Origin of the sequence: Cellulosimicrobium composti (genome assembly GCF_009711085.1) — a bacterium.
In the GTDB taxonomy this organism is placed as follows: domain Bacteria; phylum Actinomycetota; class Actinomycetes; order Actinomycetales; family Cellulomonadaceae; genus Cellulosimicrobium; species Cellulosimicrobium composti.
The window spans coordinates 50,960-69,115 of the sequence record NZ_WMKA01000020.1 but is presented as its reverse complement, the minus strand read 5'-3'; the positions used below and the strand labels follow the sequence as shown (position 1 = coordinate 69,115).

Annotated in this window: 16 protein-coding genes, 1 pseudogene and 1 riboswitch; of the genes and pseudogenes, 10 read left to right on the top strand and 7 right to left on the bottom strand. The window is 75.2% G+C overall.

Annotated elements, in window-relative coordinates; translation table 11 throughout:
* A partial coding sequence (locus GJV82_RS10390) for a general stress protein (protein ID WP_155099170.1) occupies positions 1 to 596 on the bottom strand: 596 nt, incomplete at its 3' end.
* A gap of 89 nt (positions 597 to 685) precedes the next feature.
* On the opposite strand from GJV82_RS10390, the gene GJV82_RS10385 reads away from it, so the two are divergent.
* On the top strand, positions 686 to 2,029 hold the full coding sequence (locus tag GJV82_RS10385) for a magnesium transporter MgtE N-terminal domain-containing protein (protein ID WP_318657504.1): 1,344 nt from the start codon (positions 686 to 688) through the stop codon (positions 2,027 to 2,029).
* Entirely contained in the window at positions 2,022 to 2,534 is a 513-nt protein-coding gene (locus GJV82_RS10380; protein WP_024840444.1) for a DUF1003 domain-containing protein, read from the top strand. Before GJV82_RS10385 ends, GJV82_RS10380 begins: the two co-directional genes overlap by 8 nt.
* A 10-nt stretch (positions 2,535 to 2,544) precedes the next feature.
* Here the strand turns inward: GJV82_RS10380 and GJV82_RS10375 are convergent, their stop codons facing one another.
* The gene (locus GJV82_RS10375) at positions 2,545 to 3,342 is read right to left on the bottom strand and encodes a maleylpyruvate isomerase family mycothiol-dependent enzyme (RefSeq protein ID WP_196217222.1); all 798 of its coding nucleotides are present in this window, start codon (positions 3,340 to 3,342) and stop codon (positions 2,545 to 2,547) included.
* A 108-nt stretch (positions 3,343 to 3,450) separates the two neighbouring features.
* Here GJV82_RS10375 and GJV82_RS10370 point away from each other — a divergent pair, with 108 nt between their 5' ends.
* From GJV82_RS10370 to galK, 7 genes and pseudogenes are all read left to right on the top strand, one after another.
* Positions 3,451 to 4,590: an Mrp/NBP35 family ATP-binding protein gene (locus tag GJV82_RS10370; protein ID WP_155099168.1), complete on the top strand. Its 1,140-nt coding sequence runs from the start codon at positions 3,451 to 3,453 to the stop codon at positions 4,588 to 4,590.
* A gap of 475 nt (positions 4,591 to 5,065) precedes the next feature.
* Positions 5,066 to 6,085 (top strand): efflux RND transporter periplasmic adaptor subunit, encoded by a 1,020-nt coding sequence (locus GJV82_RS10365; RefSeq protein ID WP_155099167.1) that lies wholly within the window; start codon positions 5,066 to 5,068, stop codon positions 6,083 to 6,085.
* Positions 6,082 to 6,948 (top strand): ABC transporter ATP-binding protein, encoded by an 867-nt coding sequence (locus tag GJV82_RS10360; RefSeq protein ID WP_155099166.1) that lies wholly within the window; start codon positions 6,082 to 6,084, stop codon positions 6,946 to 6,948. The genes GJV82_RS10365 and GJV82_RS10360 overlap by 4 nt, the downstream gene beginning before the upstream one ends.
* Positions 6,945 to 8,156, top strand: coding sequence for an ABC transporter permease (locus tag GJV82_RS10355; protein ID WP_318657503.1), 1,212 nt, complete (start codon positions 6,945 to 6,947; stop codon positions 8,154 to 8,156). Before GJV82_RS10360 ends, GJV82_RS10355 begins: the two co-directional genes overlap by 4 nt.
* 129 nt (positions 8,157 to 8,285) lie before the next feature.
* On the top strand, positions 8,286 to 9,059 hold the full coding sequence (locus tag GJV82_RS10350) for a DeoR/GlpR family DNA-binding transcription regulator (protein WP_034604106.1): 774 nt from the start codon (positions 8,286 to 8,288) through the stop codon (positions 9,057 to 9,059).
* A 56-nt stretch (positions 9,060 to 9,115) separates the two neighbouring features.
* A pseudogene (gene galT, locus GJV82_RS20050) lies at positions 9,116 to 10,318 on the top strand (galactose-1-phosphate uridylyltransferase); the annotation flags it as partial.
* 144 nt (positions 10,319 to 10,462) lie between these two features.
* Complete coding sequence (gene galK / locus GJV82_RS20045; protein ID WP_455550361.1) at positions 10,463 to 11,638, top strand: galactokinase; 1,176 nt, start codon at positions 10,463 to 10,465, stop codon at positions 11,636 to 11,638.
* Between the two features lie 10 nt (positions 11,639 to 11,648).
* On the opposite strand, the gene GJV82_RS10340 is transcribed toward galK, so the two are convergent.
* From GJV82_RS10340 to GJV82_RS10320, 5 genes are all read right to left on the bottom strand, one after another.
* On the bottom strand, positions 11,649 to 12,452 hold the full coding sequence (locus GJV82_RS10340) for an exodeoxyribonuclease III (RefSeq protein WP_404812958.1): 804 nt from the start codon (positions 12,450 to 12,452) through the stop codon (positions 11,649 to 11,651).
* A 35-nt stretch (positions 12,453 to 12,487) separates the two neighbouring features.
* Positions 12,488 to 13,909: an MFS transporter gene (locus GJV82_RS10335; protein ID WP_155099163.1), complete on the bottom strand. Its 1,422-nt coding sequence runs from the start codon at positions 13,907 to 13,909 to the stop codon at positions 12,488 to 12,490.
* Positions 13,910 to 14,168: 259 nt separating this feature from the next.
* Complete coding sequence (locus tag GJV82_RS10330; RefSeq protein ID WP_318657502.1) at positions 14,169 to 15,050, bottom strand: bifunctional methylenetetrahydrofolate dehydrogenase/methenyltetrahydrofolate cyclohydrolase; 882 nt, start codon at positions 15,048 to 15,050, stop codon at positions 14,169 to 14,171.
* Positions 15,047 to 16,336, bottom strand: coding sequence for a serine hydroxymethyltransferase (gene glyA, locus GJV82_RS10325; RefSeq protein WP_155099162.1), 1,290 nt, complete (start codon positions 16,334 to 16,336; stop codon positions 15,047 to 15,049). Before glyA ends, GJV82_RS10330 begins: the two co-directional genes overlap by 4 nt.
* Before the next feature lie 80 nt (positions 16,337 to 16,416).
* A riboswitch (ZMP/ZTP riboswitch) is annotated at positions 16,417 to 16,525 on the bottom strand.
* 69 nt (positions 16,526 to 16,594) lie between these two features.
* The gene (locus tag GJV82_RS10320) at positions 16,595 to 17,113 is read right to left on the bottom strand and encodes a GNAT family N-acetyltransferase (RefSeq protein WP_024840434.1); all 519 of its coding nucleotides are present in this window, start codon (positions 17,111 to 17,113) and stop codon (positions 16,595 to 16,597) included.
* Positions 17,114 to 17,220: 107 nt separating this feature from the next.
* On the opposite strand from GJV82_RS10320, the gene purU reads away from it, so the two are divergent.
* Complete coding sequence (gene purU, locus GJV82_RS10315; RefSeq protein WP_318657501.1) at positions 17,221 to 18,141, top strand: formyltetrahydrofolate deformylase; 921 nt, start codon at positions 17,221 to 17,223, stop codon at positions 18,139 to 18,141.
* Positions 18,142 to 18,156 lie beyond the last annotated feature (15 nt).

Sequence of the window (18,156 nt, the reverse complement as noted above, 5' to 3'; positions counted from 1 at the left end):
GCGGGCGCCGGCGGCTGCGGCTGCGGTGCCGCGGCCCCGGGAGTCGCGGGAGGCGTCGAGGCGCCGGGCGTGCCCCACGACGGGTTCGCCGGGGCGGCCGGGGCGCGGACGCCGCCGGCGCCGTCGGGCATGCGTGCGAGGAGCTGACGCGCCTCGCCCGAGCGCTCGGGCGCGCACAGGATGCCGTAGGCCGACGCGACGATCTGGCTCTGCGACGTGAAGTCGCGCCGGCCCCGCGTCAGGGCGTACGACAGCACCGAGAACAGCAGCCCGAACCCGGCGCCGATCGCGATCGCCGTGAGGACGAACCCGCCCTGCCCGGAGAAGAGGTAGAGCAGGATGCCGACGAAGAGGCCGAACCACGCACCCGAGGCCGCGCCCGCGAGCGCCACGCGCCCGTAGGTGAGCCGGCCCGTGACGCGCTCGACCATCTTGAGGTCGGTGCCCACGATCGTCACGAGCTCGACCGCGAACTTGTTGTCCGACAGGAAGTCGACGGCCTTCTGCGCCTCGAGGTACGTCGCGTAGGACGCGATCTGCTCCCCTCGCGGCGGGGTGGGGACACGGGGGACGGCACCCGGGCGTGACATGCTCATTCGCCCAGTCTGTCCTACTCGCGCGGAGCGCGCGAGGGCCGTGCCGGGAGGAACGCGCGGTGACCCCCGCGCGTGCGTAGGCTGGCCGCGTGAGCGCAGCCACCACCGTCTTCGTCGCGCGTCTGGCCGGGACCAGCGTGTTCGACCCCATCGGCGACCAGGTCGGGCGGGTGCGGGACGTCGTCGTGCTCATCCGGCCGAAGGGTGCCCCGCGCGCCGTGGGCCTGGTCGTCGAGGTCCCGGGCAGGCGCCGCGTGTTCCTCCCCCTCACGCGCGTGACGAGCATCGACGCGGGCCAGGTCATCTCGACGGGCCTGGTGAACATGCGGCGGTTCGAGCAGCGCGCCATGGAGACGCTCGCGGTCAGCGAGCTCCTCGAGCGCACGGTCGAGCTCGTCGACGGGTCGGGCTCGGCGACGATCGAGGACCTGGCGATCGAGCGGCAGCGCACGGGCGACTGGCTCGTCACCAAGCTGTACGTGCGCCGCCGCGCGCAGCACAAGGGCACGCTCGGGCTGCGGCGGCGGGGAGACACGCTCCTGGTCGACGTGGACGCGGTCACCGGCCTGGCGGGGAGCTCCGAGGCCCAGGGCGCCGCGATGCTCCTCGCCGCGTACGACGACCTCAAGCCGGCCGACCTCGCGGACGTCATCCACGACCTCGGGGACACCCGGCGTCTCGAGGTCGCGGGCGCGCTCGACAACGAGCGCCTCGCCGACGTCCTCGAGGAGCTGCCCGAGGACGACCAGGTCGCGATCCTCTCCGGGCTCGACAGCGACCGCGCCGCGGACGTGCTCGAGGCGATGCAGCCGGACGACGCGGCGGACCTCCTGCACGAGCTCCCCGAGGCGCAGGCCGCGCAGCTCCTCGAGCTCATGGAGCCCGAGGACGCGCGCGACGTGCGCCGCCTCCTCGCGTACGCCGAGGACACCGCGGGCGGCCTCATGACGTCCGACCCGGTCGTGCTCGGGCCGGAGACGACGATCGCGACCGCGCTCGCGCAGATCCGCCGCAAGGACCTCGCGCCCGCGCTCGCGTCGATGGTGTTCGTCGCGCGGCCGCCGCTCGAGACGCCGACGGGGCGGTTCCTCGGCGTCGCGCACTTCCAGCGCCTGCTGCGCGAGCCCCCGCACGCGGCCGTCGGCTCGGTGCTCGACTCGGACGTCGAGGGCGTCTCGCCCGACGCGCCGCTCGGCCGCGTGACCCGCATCCTCGCGACGTACGACCTGCTGTGCGTGCCCGTGCTCGACGCGGAGAAGCGCCTGCTCGGGGCGATCAGCGTGGACGACGTGCTCGACCACATGCTGCCCGACGACTGGCGCGAGAACGACGACGACGTGGACGCGGAACGCGCGCGCGCCACCGTCGCGGACGGGTCCGCGACGGTGCGCACCGCGGGTCGTCGCGGAGCGCCGGGGGTGGCCCGTGGCTGACCGTCTCGACACCCCGAAGACCGCGCGCCGCTCCCTCATCCCACGCGTCCGCGTCGACCAGGACGCCGTCGGGCGCGCGACGGAGGGCATCGCGCGCTTCCTCGGCACGCCCCGGTTCCTCGTCTACCTCACGGTGTTCTGCGCCGCGTGGATCATCTGGAACTCGTGGGGTCCCGAGGGCCTGCGGTTCGACTCCGCCGAGTTCGGGTTCACCGCGCTGACGCTCATGCTCTCGCTCCAGGCGTCGTACGCGGCCCCGCTCATCCTGCTCGCGCAGAACCGGCAGGACGACCGGGACCGCGTGACCGCCGAGCAGGACCGGCAGCGCGCGGAGCGCAACCTCGCGGACACCGAGTACCTCGCGCGCGAGATGGCGGCGCTGCGCATCGCGCTGAGCGAGGTCGCGACGCGCGACTTCGTCCGCTCGGAGATCCGCAACCTGCTCGAGGAGCTCGAGGAGAAGTCGGCGCGCCAGGCGCCCGACGACGAGCCGGCCGACCGCTGAGGGCGGGTGGCTACTGCGTCCCCTCGGCCGCGACGCGGCGCAGCCGCTCGACGAGGGCCGGGTCGCCCGCGACGGCGAGCCCCTCGTCCGTCCCGCGCCCCCACAGCCACAGGTCGAGCGCCCACGCGGTCCCGGACACCTGGGTCGTGGTCGAGCCCGGGAGGTCCACGAGCTGCGCGACGTCGAGGTCGTACGCGGTGCCCGACTCGGGCCCGGTCCCGGTGAAGCGCCCGAACGCGAGCTCCCAGCTCCGCGGCGTCTCGCCCGGGCCGTCGACGACGACCGACATCGTCGCACCGTCCGGGGTGAACACGCCCCACCCGGGGACGCCGTCGACCATGACGGCGAGCACCTCGTCGACGCCGTCCGCCGCGACCTCCGGGTCGGCGGGCGTCACGTCGCGGCCCGCGGTGAGCTCGGCGTCGGCGCGGTGGACCAGGGCCTCGTGCGCCTGGCGCCGCAGGACCCAGCCGACGTGCCGGCCGTCGTCGTGCCACGACCAGCACGGCTCGTCGGGGTCCCGGTCGGTGAGCGCCGCGACGAGCCGGCTCGTCGAGCGCTGGAGCAGCGCGGGCAGCTCGGCGTCCGACGCCGGGCGCGCGAGCGGCTCGACGTCGTCCCCGTCGAGCCCCTGCCCGGGGGCCGGCCCGACGACGCGCGCCCAGAAGTCCTGCACCTCCGCGAGGTGGTACAGCAGGTCGGCGCCCGTCCACTCGGGGCACGACGGGACGCGCGCGTCCGGAGGCGCGCTGCGCACGGCGTCGCCGAACAGCTCGGTGTCGCGCACGAGGGAGGCGAGGCGGTCCATGCGTGCACCGTAGTCCCCCGGTGCACCGCGCGCCGTGCGATCCGGCTCACGCCCGTCCCGGGACCTAGGGCCCGCGGGAACGTGGCGCGTCATGCCTACGATGGGGCCATGCCCGCCCCCGCCGCAGACCCGCTCGAGCACGCCGTCCGGCAGGCCCTCGCCACCGTCCTCGACCCCGAGATCCGGCGCCCGGTCACGGACCTCGGCATGATCCGCTCGGTGGAGGTCGCGCCGACCGGCGTCGTGACGGTGGGCGTGGACCTCACGGTCGCCACGTGCCCGATGCGCGACACGCTCGCGCGCGACGTCGCCACCGCGGTCCGCGCGGTCGACGGCGTGGCGGACGTGCGCGTGGACCTCGGCGTCATGAGCGCCGAGCAGCGCGCGGAGCTGCGCACGATGCTGCGTGGCGGCGTGGGCGAGCCGGAGATCCCGTTCGCGAAGCCCGACTCCCTGACGAAGGTGTACGCGGTCGCGTCGGGCAAGGGGGGCGTGGGCAAGTCGTCCGTCACCGCCAACCTCGCCGTCGCGCTCGCGGAGCAGGGCCTCGACGTCGGCGTGGTCGACGCGGACATCTACGGCTTCTCGATCCCGCGCATGCTCGGCGTCGACCGGCAGCCCACGCGGGTCGACAACATGCTCCTGCCGCCGATCGCGCACGGCGTGAAGGTCGTGTCGATCGGCATGTTCGTCCCGGCGGGCCAGCCCGTCGTGTGGCGCGGGCCGATGCTGCACCGCGCGCTCCAGCAGTTCCTCGCGGACGTCTTCTGGGGCGACCTCGACGTGCTCCTGCTCGACCTGCCGCCCGGGACGGGCGACATCGCGATCTCCGTGGCCCAGCTCCTGCCCGGCAGCGAGATCGTGGTCGTGACGACGCCGCAGGTCGCGGCGGCCGAGGTCGCCGAGCGCGCGGGGTCGATCGCCACGCAGACGCAGCAGGGCCTCGTGGGCGTCGTCGAGAACATGTCGTGGCTCGAGCAGCCCGACGGGTCGCGCCTCGAGATCTTCGGGTCCGGGGGCGGCGAGCGCGTCTCCGCGAACCTGTCGCGCGCCACCGGGACCGACGTGCCCCTGCTCGGGCAGGTGCCGCTCGACGTGTCGCTGCGCGAGGCCGGCGACGGCGGCACGCCCGTGGTGCTCGCCGACCCCGCCTCGCCCGCCGCGGTCGCGCTGCGCGACGTCGCGCTCGGCCTCGCCCGACGGCCGCGCGGGCTCGCGGGCCGCTCGCTCGGCGTCACCGTCGTCTGACGCCCGAGGACGCCGTCACGGCCTGCGCCGCCGCACCCCCGCGCGTCCGCGCGGGCACCCGCCCGTCCCTGCTCCGCGTCACGGTATAGTCGCGCCCGCATCTCGTCAGGGGGACGGCCCACGCGGCCGGTGAGGGGGCTGTGCCGTGGCGTCGTCGTCGCCGTGCCGTGCGCTCCCGACCCCGCGGACCCTGCCCCGACCTGCGACGTCGCACGTCCGCGCCCGGCACCGGCGCGCACCGCGCCGCGCCGGTGCGTCCTCCGCGCGTCGCGCCGCGGGGCAACCACCCGGCTTACCCGACGGTGACCGCCCGTTGAACCCCTCCGGCCGGAACTCCTCCCCAGGGCTGACGACGCGTCCCGCCGCCCCGCCCTAGCCTCGCTCCGGGCGGCCGTCGCCCGCCCCGTCGCACGTCACCGCCGTCCGCACCGTCGCACGTCACCGCCGTCCGCCCTCGCCGCCCAGGAGCCTTCACGTGGGTATCACCCGCAGGATCGTCTTCCCCGCCCTCCGTCTCGTCGTCTGGGGGGTCATCGCCGTGTCGCTCGCCGTGATCGCCTTCCGCTCGGCCCCCGAGCCGCCCGCCGACCCGGCGTTCCCGACCGCCGAGATCGTCGAGCCGCGCGTCGCCGTGACGACCGCCGACGTCACGAACACCGTCACGCTCGCGGGCCAGGTCGTCGCCGACCCGGCCGCGCCGCAGAAGGTCACGCAGCGCGGCGTCGTCACGGCCGTGCACGCCAAGCCCGGCGACGTCGTCGAGGCCGGCGCGCCCCTGCTCGAGGTCACGCTCGAGGAGCCGCGCGAGCCCCTCACGGAGACCGACCCGGAGACCGGCGAGGTCACCGTCACGGAGCGGCGGCCGAAGGTGACCCGCGAGACGGTGAAGGCCACGACCGGCGGCACCGTGGCGACGTTCACCGCGCTGAAGGACCAGGAGGTCGCCGTGGGCGAGGACTTCGCGTCGATCTCGCCCGGGACGCTCTCGGTGACGGGCAGCATGGTCGCCGAGCAGCAGTTCCGCCTCCTGCAGATCCCCGCCGAGGCGATCGTCACCGTGACGGGCGGACCCGCGCCGTTCACGTGCACCGGCCTGCGCATGGGCGCCGCCGCGACGCCCGGCGGGACGCCCGAGGAGGGCGCGGCCGACCCCGGCGCGGGCGGCTCGTCCGCGAGCGTCACGTGCGCGGTGCCGGGCGACGTCACGGTGTTCGCCGGTCTCGCCGCGGAGCTCGAGATCACCGCGGGCTCGGTCGAGGGCGCGCTCGTCGTGCCGGTCACCGCGGTGCTCGGCCGGGTCGAGCAGGGCAAGGTGTGGGTCGTCGGCGAGGACGGCGAGCCCGAGGAGCGCGCCGTGACGCTCGGCCTCACCGACGGGTCCGTCGTCCAGGTGACCGAGGGCCTCGCCGAGGGCGACGAGGTGCTCGAGTTCGTGCCCGGCGAGGACGTGGTCCCGGTCGTCGACCCCATGACCGGCGAGGTGATCGGGGGATGAGCCTCCTGGAGCTCAGCGGGGTCACCCGCTCCGTCGTGCTCCCCGACGACCGCACGCTCGAGATCCTGCGTGGGATCGACCTCACCGTGGACGCGGGCGAGCACGTGTCGATCGTCGGGCGCTCGGGGACGGGCAAGTCCACCCTCCTCAACATCCTCGGGCTGCTCGACGCCCCCACGAGCGGCGAGTACGTGCTCGACGGCGTGCCCATCGGCAGGCTCTCCGGCCGCGCCCGGGCGCGGCGCCGTGGCACCGACTTCGGGTTCGTCTTCCAGCAGTTCAACCTGCTCCAGGGCCGCACCGCGCTGGAGAACGTCGTCGCGCCCCTGCTCTACGCGCGCGGGCGGCAGTTCTGGCAGCGCCGGACGCTCGCCGCGGAGATGCTCGAGCGCGTGGGTCTCGGCGACCGCCTCGACACGCGGCCCGAGAAGCTCTCGGGCGGCGAGCAGCAGCGCGTCGCGATCGCGCGCGCACTGGTGCGCGTGCCGCGGGTCATCCTCGCGGACGAGCCGACGGGCGCGCTCGACGTCGACACGGGCAGCGAGGTCATGGACCTGCTGGACACCATCGCGCGCGAGAACGGCTCGGCGCTCATCGCGATCACGCACGACCTCGCGGTCGCGTCGCGCGCGGCGCGCCAGTTCCGGCTCGCGGAGGGCGTGCTCACCCCGATCGCCATCAGCGCGCGCAGCGCCGGGTCGCTCGGGGCGCTCGGCGCGCCGGGAGGCCAGCCCTCGGGCCCGGGCGCGGACCCCGGTGCGGCGGGCCACCCCGCGGAGTCCGGGGACGACCAGGCCGAGCACGTCGCCCGGCCCCTCGTGCCGGCGCACGGCGCCGCCCCGGGCGAGGGGGACGCCGCGTGACCGGGATCGTGGGCTCGGTCCTCGAGGCGTGGGACGAGCTGCGGGTCCACAAGGTCCGCGTGCTGCTCGCGCTCGTCGGGGTCGCCGTCGCCGTCTGCGCCATCACCGCGATCTCCGCCGCCGGCGAGATGCTGCGCCAGGTCTCCGCCGAGCAGAACGACCGCTGGAACGGGCGCGCGGCCACGCTCCAGGTGTCCGCGTGGCCGACGGGCGAGGGCGGCAGCGTGATGCCCGCGCCCGAGGAGTACGAGCAGGTCTTCGACGAGATCGTCGAGCGCTACTCCGTCGGGTACTCGTCGATGCTGCGCAACGCGCCCGCGCCGGTGCGCTTCCCCGAGGGCACGCGCGAGGTCTACACGACGGGCGTGGAGCCCGACTGGGCCACGATGCACCGCTTCGAGGTCACGTCCGGGCGCTGGTTCACCGACGCGGACGCGGACCGCCTCTCGCCCGCGCTCGTCGTCAACCAGGCGTTCCTCGACGCGCTCGGCGGCGTGTCCGTGGCCGAGCACCCGACCGTGACGATCGGGGGCGACAACCCCGTCGTCGCGACGGTCGTCGGCGCCTACCCCGACGCCTGGCCGCAGGCCGAGCCCGAGGCGTACGTGCTGGTCGGCGCCCAGGCCGCGTGGGTCACCCCGGAGTCGCTCGAGATGACCGGGCCCCCGAGCCTCGAGCTGTGGGTGCCCGAGGAGCTCGCCGACGACCTCGTCGGGCTCGTCCAGCGCGACGTCGCGGGGGCCCTGAGCGGCGTGCAGGCCGACGTCTTCCGGTTCGACTCCCCCGACTACGCGAGCGTCGACGGCGCGATCCGGCTGGTCGTGCTGGGCGTCAGCGTGATCGCGCTGCTGCTCGGCGGGCTCGGGCTCGTCAACATCGCGCTCGTCACCGTGCGGTACCGGATCCGCGAGATCGGGATCCGCCGGAGCTTCGGCGCGAGCTCGGGCCGCGTGTTCTTCTCCGTGATGATGGAGAGCGTCGTCGCGACGACCGTCGCCGGCGTGCTGGGCGTCACGGTCGCCGTCGTCGCCCTGCACAACCTGCCGCTCGACGCGCTCATGGGGTACCCGGTGCAGGACCGGCCCGGATTCCCGCTCTCCGCCGCCGTGACGGGCATGGTCGCCGCCGTCGGGATCGGGGCGCTCGCGGGTCTCCTGCCGGCGCTCGTCGCCGTGCGGGTCAAGGTGATCGACGCGATCCGGTACTGAGATCCGGTACTGACAGGTCCGCCCGGCCCGCGTCGTCGGGCCGGGCGGAGGACGCCGGTCGCACGACACGGATGTTGAGTCCTGTTCGATCGTGTTGGATTTCTCGGCGATGTGGACAATACTGGTCGCATGCTCGCCTCACAGCGCCAGGAGCGCATCCTCGCGGAGATCCGCGACCACGGCGCGGTCAGGATCGGCGACCTGACTCGAGAGCTCGGCGTCTCCGACATGACGATCCGGCGCGACCTCGTGGAGCTGGCCGACCAGGGTCTCGTCCGCAAGGTCCACGGGGGCGCCGTCGCCCCGCACACGACCGCGCACGAGCCCGGGTTCGCCGCGAAGAGCTCGCGCGAGGCCGCCGAGAAGGAGGCCATCGCCACGGCCGCGGCGCGCCTCATCACGCCGGACGCGTCCGTCGCGCTCAGCGCGGGAACGACGACCCACCTGCTCGCCGCCCGCATCGCCGCGGACCCGGCGCTGCGCCCCCTGACCGTCGTGACGAACTCGCTCCCCGTCGCCGAGGTCCTCCACCGCGCGAACGACCCGCGCCTCGAGACCATCCTCACCGGCGGCAGCCGGACGCCGTCCGACGCGCTCGTCGGACCGCTCGCCGAGGCGGCGCTGGCGGGCCTGCGCGTCGACCTCGCGTTCGTCGGGGCGCACGGCGTCGACCCCGAGATCGGCCTCACGACCCCCAACCTCGACGAGGCGGCGACCAACCGCGCGCTCATCGACGCGGCGGGCCGCACCGTCGTCCTCGCCGACCACACCAAGTGGCACACGACCGGCCTGCGCGTCTTCGCGACGTTCGCCGACGTCGACGTGCTCGTCACCGACGCGGGCCTCGCCGAGGACGAGCGCGCCCGCGTCCACGACCTCGTCGAGCAGCTCGTCGTCGCCTGACGCGGCGCCCCACGACGCACCATCGACCCCGCACCCGCGATCGGAACCCCGCACGCATGAACCCGCACCTGCGCCGCACCTCGACCCGCCTCGCCGACGGACGCGAGCTCGTCTACTTCGACGACTCCCCCGAGTACGTCTCGGGTGAGCGCTCACGTCGCCTCGACGACCCGCGGCCACTGCCGGACCGGTTCGCGCCTGTCCCGGGACCGGACGGGACGCCGCGCCCCTACGAGGGGCCCGAGATGCGGCGCGACCCGCTCACGGGCGACTGGGTGCCGCTCGCCGCGCACCGCATGAACCGCACGTTCCTGCCCGCGGCCGACTCGTGCCCTCTGTGCCCGGCGCGGCCGGGCAGCGCCTACTCCGACGGCGAGGTCCCCGACACCGACTACGACGTCGTCGTGTTCGAGAACCGCTTCCCGTCGCTGCAGCGCGTGCCCGGGGTACCGGACGCCGTCGTCGAGGACGCGCCGCTCCAGCTCCACGCCCCGGCGGCGGGCCGGTGCGAGGTCGTCTGCTTCTCGAGCGACCACCAGTCGTCGTTCGGCGCGCTCCCCCCGCAGCGCGTGCGCACGATCATCGACGCGTGGGCCGACCGCACGGCCGCGCTCGGTGCCGAGCCGGGCGTCGAGCAGGTGTTCTGCTTCGAGAACCGCGGCCAGGAGATCGGCGTCACGCTCCACCACCCGCACGGGCAGATCTACGGCTACCCGTACGTCACGCCGCGCACCCGCGCGATGCTCGACCAGGCGCGCGAGCACCACCGGCGCACGGGCCGCAACCTCCTGCGCGACGTCCTCGAGTCCGAGCTCGCCGACGGGCGCCGCGTCGTCCTCGAGACCGAGCACTGGGTCGCGTACGTGCCGTACGCCGCCCGGTGGCCCGTCGAGGTCCACCTCGCCCCGCGCCGCGACGTGCCCGACCTCCCGGCGCTGACCGACGCCGAGCGCGACGACCTCGCGACCGCGTACCTCGAGCTCCTGCGCCGCCTCGACCGGTTCTTCGAGACGGCCGACGGCGAGCCGATCCCGCTGCCGTACATCGCCGCGTGGCACCAGGCGCCCGCCCACGAGGGCCGCTCGGTCGCCGACGGCGGCACCGACGAGGTGACGCTCGCACGCCTGCACCTGCAGGTGTTCTCCGTGCTGCGCGCGCCCGGCAAGCTCAAGTACCTCGCCGGCTCGGAGTCCGGCATGGGCGCGTGGATCAGCGACACCACGCCGGAGCGCATCGCGGCGCGCCTCCAGGAGCTCGCCCCGACGAGCGCCGCGCGCGGGTGGGTCCCCGCGCTGTCCGACGACGAGGGCGCCGCCCGGGCGCGCGCGGTCCTCGCCGCGGCGTTCGGCGGGCCGGACGACGACCCGGCAGCGGACGCCGCCGCGGCGCCCGGCGAGGACGACGTGCGCGTCTGGGCCGCCCCGGGCCGCGTCAACCTCATCGGCGAGCACACCGACTACAACGCGGGCCTCTGCCTGCCGATCGCCCTCCCCCACCGCACGTACGTCGCGCTGCGCCCGCGCACGGACTCGCTCGTGCGCCTCGCGTCCGCCCAGGCTCCCGGCGAGACGTGGACCGCGCGCCTCGAGGACGTCACCCCGGGCGAGGTCGCGGGCTGGGGGTCGTACGTCGCGGGCGTCGCGTGGGCACTGCGCGAGCACCTCCTCGCGCAGGGCGCCGACCCGGCGTCGATCACCGGCTTCGACGCCGCCGTCGACTCGAGCGTCCCGTTCGGCGCGGGGCTGTCGTCCTCGGCCGCGCTCGAGTGCTCGGTCGCCGTCGCGCTCGACGACGTCGCCGGCCTCGGCCTGAGCGCGAGCGACGCCGGCCGCGCCGTGCTCGCCGCGGCGAGCGTCCGCGCCGAGAACGAGATCGCGGGGGCGCCGACCGGCGGCATGGACCAGTCGGCCGCGCTGCGCGCCCGCGCCGGGCACGCGCTCCTGCTCGACTGCCGCCCCGGGCTCGACCCGGTCGAGTCCGCGGAGCAGGTGCCGTTCGACCTCGACGCCGCCGGCCTCGCCCTGCTCGTCGTCGACACGCGCGCCGAGCACCGGCTCGTCGACGGCCAGTACGCCGCACGCCGCGCCACGTGCGAGGACGCGGCCCGCACGCTCGGGCTCGCGTCGCTGCGTGACCTCGCCGACGCCGTCGACGCGAGCGACGACCCCGCGGGCACGCTCGCCGTCTCGCTCGACAAGCTGCCCGACGACGTCGCGCGCCGCCGCGTGCGCCACGTCGTCACCGAGATCGGCCGGGTGCGCGAGCTCGTCGCGCTGCTGCGCGAGGGTCGCCCCGACGCGATCGGGCCGCTCATGAACGCGTCGCACGCGTCGCTGCGCGACGACTACGAGGTGTCGAGCGTCGAGCTCGACGTCGCCGTGGACGCCGCGCGCGTCGCCGGCGCCCTCGGCGCGCGCATGACGGGCGGCGGGTTCGGCGGCTCCGCGATCGCGCTCGTGCGCGCCGACCAGGTCGAGGCCGTCGCCGACGCCGTCCGCGCCGCGTTCGAGCGCGAGGGCCTCGGCGCCCCGGGGTTCCTCCTCGCGACGCCGTCCGCGCCCGCCGAGCGCGTCGCCTGACGGGTGCCGCTCAGACGTCGTAGGTGACGACGAGCGGCGCGTGGTCGCTCCAGCGCTCCTCGTGCGACGGCGCGCGGTCGACCTCGACCTTGACGGCGCGCTCGGCGAGCGACGGCGTCGCGAGCTGGTAGTCGATGCGCCAGCCCGAGTCGTTGTCGAACGCGCGCCCGCGCCACGACCACCACGTGAACGGGCCGGGACCCTCGCCGCCGTGCAGCCGCCCCAGGTCGACGAGCCCGACCTCGTCGAGCCACGTGTCGACGTACGCGCGCTCCTCGGGCAGGAAGCCGGCGCTCTTGAGGTTGCCCTTCCAGTTCTTGATGTCGGCGTTGCGGTGGGCGATGTTGAGATCGCCCGCGAGGACGACCCTCTCGCCCGTGGCCGCGAGGGCGCGCAGCCGGGCCGTGACCTTCTCCAGGTAGGCGTACTTGGCGACCATCGTCTCCGGCTGGCTCACCGTGCCGGAGTGGATGTACGCCGAGACCACGGTGACGCGGCCGCCGTCCGGGAGGTCGAGGTCCGCCTCGACCCACCGGCCCGTGTCGACCGGCGGCTCGGGCTCGCCCGCACCGAGGCCGACGCGCACGGCGGACACCGGCAGCCGTGACGCGACCGCGACCCCGGCCCGCCCCTTGATGTCGCACGCCTGGTGCGCGACGTGCCACCCGTCGAGGAGGTCGTTCACGACCGAGTCGGGGGCGCGGACCTCCTGCAGCAGCAGGACGTCCGGGGTGCGGGACGCGATCCAGGCGTCCATCCCCCGGCGGTAGGCGGCGCGGATCCCGTTGACGTTGGCGGTGGCGATGGTCAGCACGCGTGCCATCCCATCACACGCCGGTGACAGCCTCGTCAGCCGGGCGACGTGGGCTCGGTCACCGTCACCGGGGCGGTGCGCGCGGGCCGGAACGCGCCCGCGAGGACGGCCGAGACGGCGGCGAGCGCGGCGAGCACGACGAACCCGGCGCGGAGCTGGTGCGCGGTCGCGAAGACCCCGGTGAGCACGCCGCCGAGCACGGCGCCCGCGTACGTGAACACGTTGAGCCGCGCGACCGCCCGGTCCGTGACCGCGGCGACGACGCCGTCCCGCGGGCCGGCCACGACGTCGGCCGTCGGTGCCGCCGGGATCTCGACGTCGCCCCGCGCGACCGCGTCCGACGCGGGGCCGGCGGCCGCCGCCACGGCCTCCCGCGCCCGGTCGCCGATCGCGGAGAACGCGAGAGGTGCGACGACGCCCAGGCCGAGCCCGGTCGCCGCGAGGCCCAGGACCGCGACGGGCCACGCGGGGGCCGCCGCGACCGCGAGGAAGCCGAGGGCGCCCACCGTGCCGCCCCCGCGCACGACCCGGACGCGGCCGACCCGCTCGACGAGGCCGTCGCCGAGGAGGCGGGACACGATGAGCGCGGCCTGGTACGCGGCGTACCCGAGCGGGGCGGCGACGGCGCTCGCGGCGAGGACGTCGCGCAGGAACGTCGCGCTCCAGCTCGACACGGCGGAGTCGGCGACGGGGAACGCGAGCATCCCTGCCCCGAGCAGCGCGACGGTGCCCGCCGCGACCCGGACCAGGCCCCCGGCCGGGCGGCCCCGCCCGAGGTCGGCACCCCCGGGACCGGGCCCAGCGACCGGCACGGGCGGCGTGCCACCCGGAGCGTCCAGGCTCGCGCCCGTGTCGGTGCCGTCGTCCACCGTGGGCACCCCGCGCGCGGCGACGGGCGCGGGGACGGCCGGACCGGCGTCGGGCAGACGCGCCGCGAGCACGACGGCGCCGACGGCGACGAGCGCGGCGAGGAGCGGGAGCGCGACGGGTTGGCTGAGCGTCGCGAGCGCCGAGCCGGAGACGGCGAGCGCGCCGAGCACCCCGCCCGCGGCGTTCGCGGCGTAGAACGACGCGAGCAGGCTGCGCCCCTGGGCCCGCTCGACGTCGATCCCGAGCATGTTCATCGCGGCGTCGACCGCGCCGAGCGCGAGCCCGTACAGCCCGATCGCGACGAAGAACACGGGCCAGGACGGCGCCGCCCCGATCCCCGCGACCGCCGCCGCGGCGAGGAGCAGCCCACCCACGACGACCGTCCGCGCCCCGCGCTGCGCCGCCACGACCCCGGAGAGCGCGCTGCCGAGCCCGGCGAGCACGCACACCCCCAGCACGACGAGCGTGACGACGTCGTCGCCCATGCCGAGCCGGTCCTTGTACCCGGGGATGCTCGTGAGCACCACCGCGAACCCGAACCCCTGCACGGCGTACGCCGCCGTCGTCGCGATGCGCGCCCTCGTCACCCGCGCAGACTAGCGCCCGCGCGACGCGACCGGGCAAGTCCCGCGGCGCGGCCGGCGGGCTGCGTTCGCACCGCCTCGGACGGTCCGACCGCACGAGCCGAGCACGCGCACGAGGTGAGCGGACACGCGAGGGGGCGGGTGCATGTCGCGGGTCGTGGTGGGCCTGGCGGGAGGCCGCGAGGCACGAGCGGCCGGATGGTAGACCCGCGACATGCACCCGCCCCCTCGCCCACGGCGACCCGGAACGGGCGACCGGGCGTCAGGCGGAGGCGCGCTCCGCCGCGTCCACGACGTTCGCGAGCAGCATCGCGCGCGTCATGGGCCCCACCCCGCCGGGGTTGGGCGAGATCCAGCCCGCGACCTCGGCGACGTCGGGCGCGGCGTCGCCGACGACGCGGCTCTTGCCGGTCTCGGGGTCGACCTCGCGCGAGACGCCGACGTCGATGACGACGGCCCCGGGCTTGACCATGTCGCGCGTGATGATGCCCCGGACGCCGGCGGCCGCGACGACGACGTCGGCCCGGCGCACGAGCTCTTGGAGGTCGGTCGTGCCGGTGTGCGTGAGGGTGACGGTCGCGTTGACCTCGCGACGCGTGAGCAGCAGGCCGATGGAGCGGCCGACGGTCACGCCGCGGCCGACGACCACGACCTCCTTGCCCGCGAGGGAGATCCCGTGCCGCTCGATGAGCTCGATGATCCCGCGCGGCGTGCACGGGAGCGGCGAGGTGACCTCCTCGTTGACGCGCAGCACGAGGCGGCCGAGGTTGGTCGGGTGCAGCCCGTCCGCGTCCTTGGCCGGGTCGATGAGCTCGAGCACGCGGTTCGTGTCGATGCCCTTCGGGAGCGGGAGCTGCACGATGTACCCCGTGCAGGCCGGGTCGTCGTTGAGGCGGCGGACCGCGGCCTCGATGTCCTCCTGCGTGGCGTCGCCGGGCAGGTCCTCGCGGATCGAGGCGAGCCCGACCTCGGCGCAGTCGCGGTGCTTGCCCGCGACGTACCACTGGGAGCCCGGGTCGTCGCCGACGAGGAGCGTGCCGAGTCCCGGCACGACGCCCTTGCTCGCGAGGACGGCGATGCGCTCGGCGAGCTCGGCCTTGATCGCCGCCGCGGTGGCCTTGCCGTCGAGGATCTGCGCGCTCACTGCTGCAGGCCCGGGTACAGCGGGAAGTCGGCCGTGAGCTTCTGCACGCGCGCGCGCAGCGCGTCGGCGTCGGTCGCGGCGCCCTCGCGCAGCGCGGTCGCGATGATCTCGGCGACCTCGGTGAACTCGGCGTCGCCGAAGCCGCGGGTCGCGAGCGCGGGCGTGCCGATGCGCAGGCCGGACGTGACGCGCGGCGGGCGCGGGTCGAACGGCACGGCGTTGCGGTTCACGGTGATGCCGACCTCGTGCAGGAGGTCCTCGGCCTGCTGGCCGTCGAGCGCGGAGTGGCGCAGGTCGACGAGCACGAGGTGGACGTCGGTGCCGCCGGTGAGGACGGACACGCCGGCCTCGGCCACGTCGGGCTGGGCGAGGCGGTCGGCGATGATGCTCGCACCGCGCAGCGTGCGCTCCTGGCGGTCGCGGAAGCCGTCGGTCGCCGCGACCTTGAACGACACGGCCTTGGCGGCGACGACGTGCATGAGCGGGCCGCCCTGCTGGCCCGGGAACACGGCGGAGTCGATCTTCTTGGCGTACTCCTCCTTGCTGAGGATGAAGCCGGAGCGGGGGCCGCCGATCGTCTTGTGCACCGTGGAGGAGACGACGTCCGCGTACGGCACCGGCGACGGGTGCAGGCCCGCGGCCACGAGGCCCGCGAAGTGCGCCATGTCGACCCAGAGCTTCGCGCCGGCCTCGTCCGCGATCTCGCGGAACGCGGCGAAGTCGAGGTGGCGCGGGTACGCGGACCAGCCGGCGATGATGACGTCGGGGCGCGTCTCGAGGGCCTGCTTGCGGACCTCGTCCATCTCGATGCGGTACGACTGCGGGTCCACACCGTACGCCGAGACGTCGTAGAGCTTGCCGGAGAAGTTGATCTTCATGCCGTGCGTGAGGTGGCCGCCGTGGGCCAGCTCGAGGCCGAGGATCCGGTCGCCCTTGTTGATGAGCGCGTGCAGGACGGCGGCGTTCGCCTGGGCGCCCGAGTGCGGCTGGACGTTGGCGTGCTCGGCGCCGAACAGCGACTTGGCGCGGGCGATCGCGAGGTTCTCCGCGACGTCGACCTGCTCGCAGCCGCCGTAGTAGCGGCGGCCCGGGTAGCCCTCGGCGTACTTGTTGGTGAGCACGGAGCCCTGCGCCTGCAGGACGGCGCGCGGGACGAAGTTCTCGGACGCGATCATCTCGAGGGTGTCGCGCTGGCGTGCGAGCTCCCCGTCGAGGACGGCCGCGATCTCGGGGTCGAGCTCGGCGAGCGGGGTGTCGAGGACGTTGTCGGCTGGCTGGGCGCTCATGGCGTCTCCTCCGCTGGTTCTGGCAGTTCGTCGTCGGTGGTCACGTCCCGGCTCGCCGGGTACGCCCCACCAGTGGGGTGACCCGGGGCCCAGGCGAACGACCCGTCGTCTGCACAGCGTGCCGCTCCCCGGTGGTGATCCACCCTGCCCGGGCGGAGATCCCGGGCGGCGCCAGTCGCGACGCGTCGATCCTAGCGCACGGCCCGCGGGCCGGTCCGGCCCTCTCGCCCGGACCCGCCCGTCCCCGGTGGCGCGGGGCTACTCCTGCCCGACGGCGCCGGACTCGTTGCGCGCCTCGGCCTCGCCGAGGATGCGGCGCAGGTAGGTGTACGTGAGGTCGCCCGCGGCCTTGTCGTACTGCTCCTCGTACCCGTGCTTGGTGTACATCGCGAGGTTCTGCTTGGAGTCCTTGCCGGTGAAGACCCAGATCTCCGTGGTCTGCTCGGGCAGGTAGGGCAGCACCTCGAAGAGCATCTGCGTGCCGATGCCGCGGCCCTGCATGTCGGGCGCGACCGCGAGCCGGCCGAGCGTCGCCTTGCTGCCCTCGATCTCGACGCGGACCGAGCCCACGAGGCGCGGGCCGAGCCACGCGCCGATCGTCACGACGTCCTCGCGCGCGAGGTCCTCGCGCAGCTCGTGCAGGGTCTGGGTCAGCGGGGGGATGTTCGGGTCCTGGTAGAGCTGCGCCTCGGTGACGAACGCCGCCCGGCGCAGGGTCAGGAGCTCACCGGCCTCGGCATCGTCGACGAGGCGGGTCGTGATCTGCGCGTCGCTCATGAGGACATCGTGTCAGACATCGCGGGGCCCGACCGCGCGCGTCCGGGTGATGTCCGCACCGGGGACGCGCGCCTCGTCGCGGCCCGCACGCGGCTACCCTCTGAGGGGTGTCCACGACAGATCCCCGTGGCGCCGACGTCCCCGACACCTCGGCGCTCCGTCCCGCGCAGCCCTCGACCGGCGACCCCACGCACTGGGTCCTCACGCTCTCGTGCCCGGACGGGCCGGGGATCGTGCACGCCGTCGCCGGCGCGCTCGCCCGCCTCGGCGGCAACATCACGGAGTCGCAGCAGTTCGGCGACCCGCTGTCGGGGCTGTTCTTCATGCGCGTGCAGGTCGAGGCGGCCGCCGAGCGCACCGAGCTCGAGCGCGCGGTCGAGGAGGTCGCGGCGCGGTTCGGCATGACGTGGCAGCTCGACGTGGTCGGGCGCCGCGTCCGCACGCTGCTCATGGTCTCCAAGGCGCCGCACTGCCTCGTCGACCTGCTGTACCGCGAGCGCTCGCAGGGCATGCCGATCGAGGTCGTGGGCGTCGTCGGCAACCACCGCGACCTCGAGGACATCGCGTCGTTCTACGGCAAGCCGTTCCACCACGTCCCGGTCACGCGGGACACGAAGCCCGCGGCGGAGGCGCGCCTGCGCGAGCTCGTGACGGAGCTCGACGTCGAGCTCGTCGTCCTCGCGCGGTACATGCAGATCCTCTCGGACGAGCTGTGCCGCGAGATGACCGGGCGCATCATCAACATCCACCACTCGTTCCTGCCGAGCTTCAAGGGCGCGCGTCCGTACGCCCAGGCGCACGACCGCGGCGTCAAGCTCATCGGCGCGACGTCGCACTACGTGACGGGCGACCTCGACGAGGGCCCGATCATCGAGCAGGACGTCGAGCGCGTCGACCACACGCGCCGCGTCGAGGACCTCGTCGCGATCGGCGAGGACGTCGAGCGCCAGACGCTCGCGCGCGCCGTGCGCTGGCACGCCGAGCACCGCGTGCTGCTCGACGGGCATCGCACCGTCGTCTTCCGCTGACCGCCCGCCCACCAC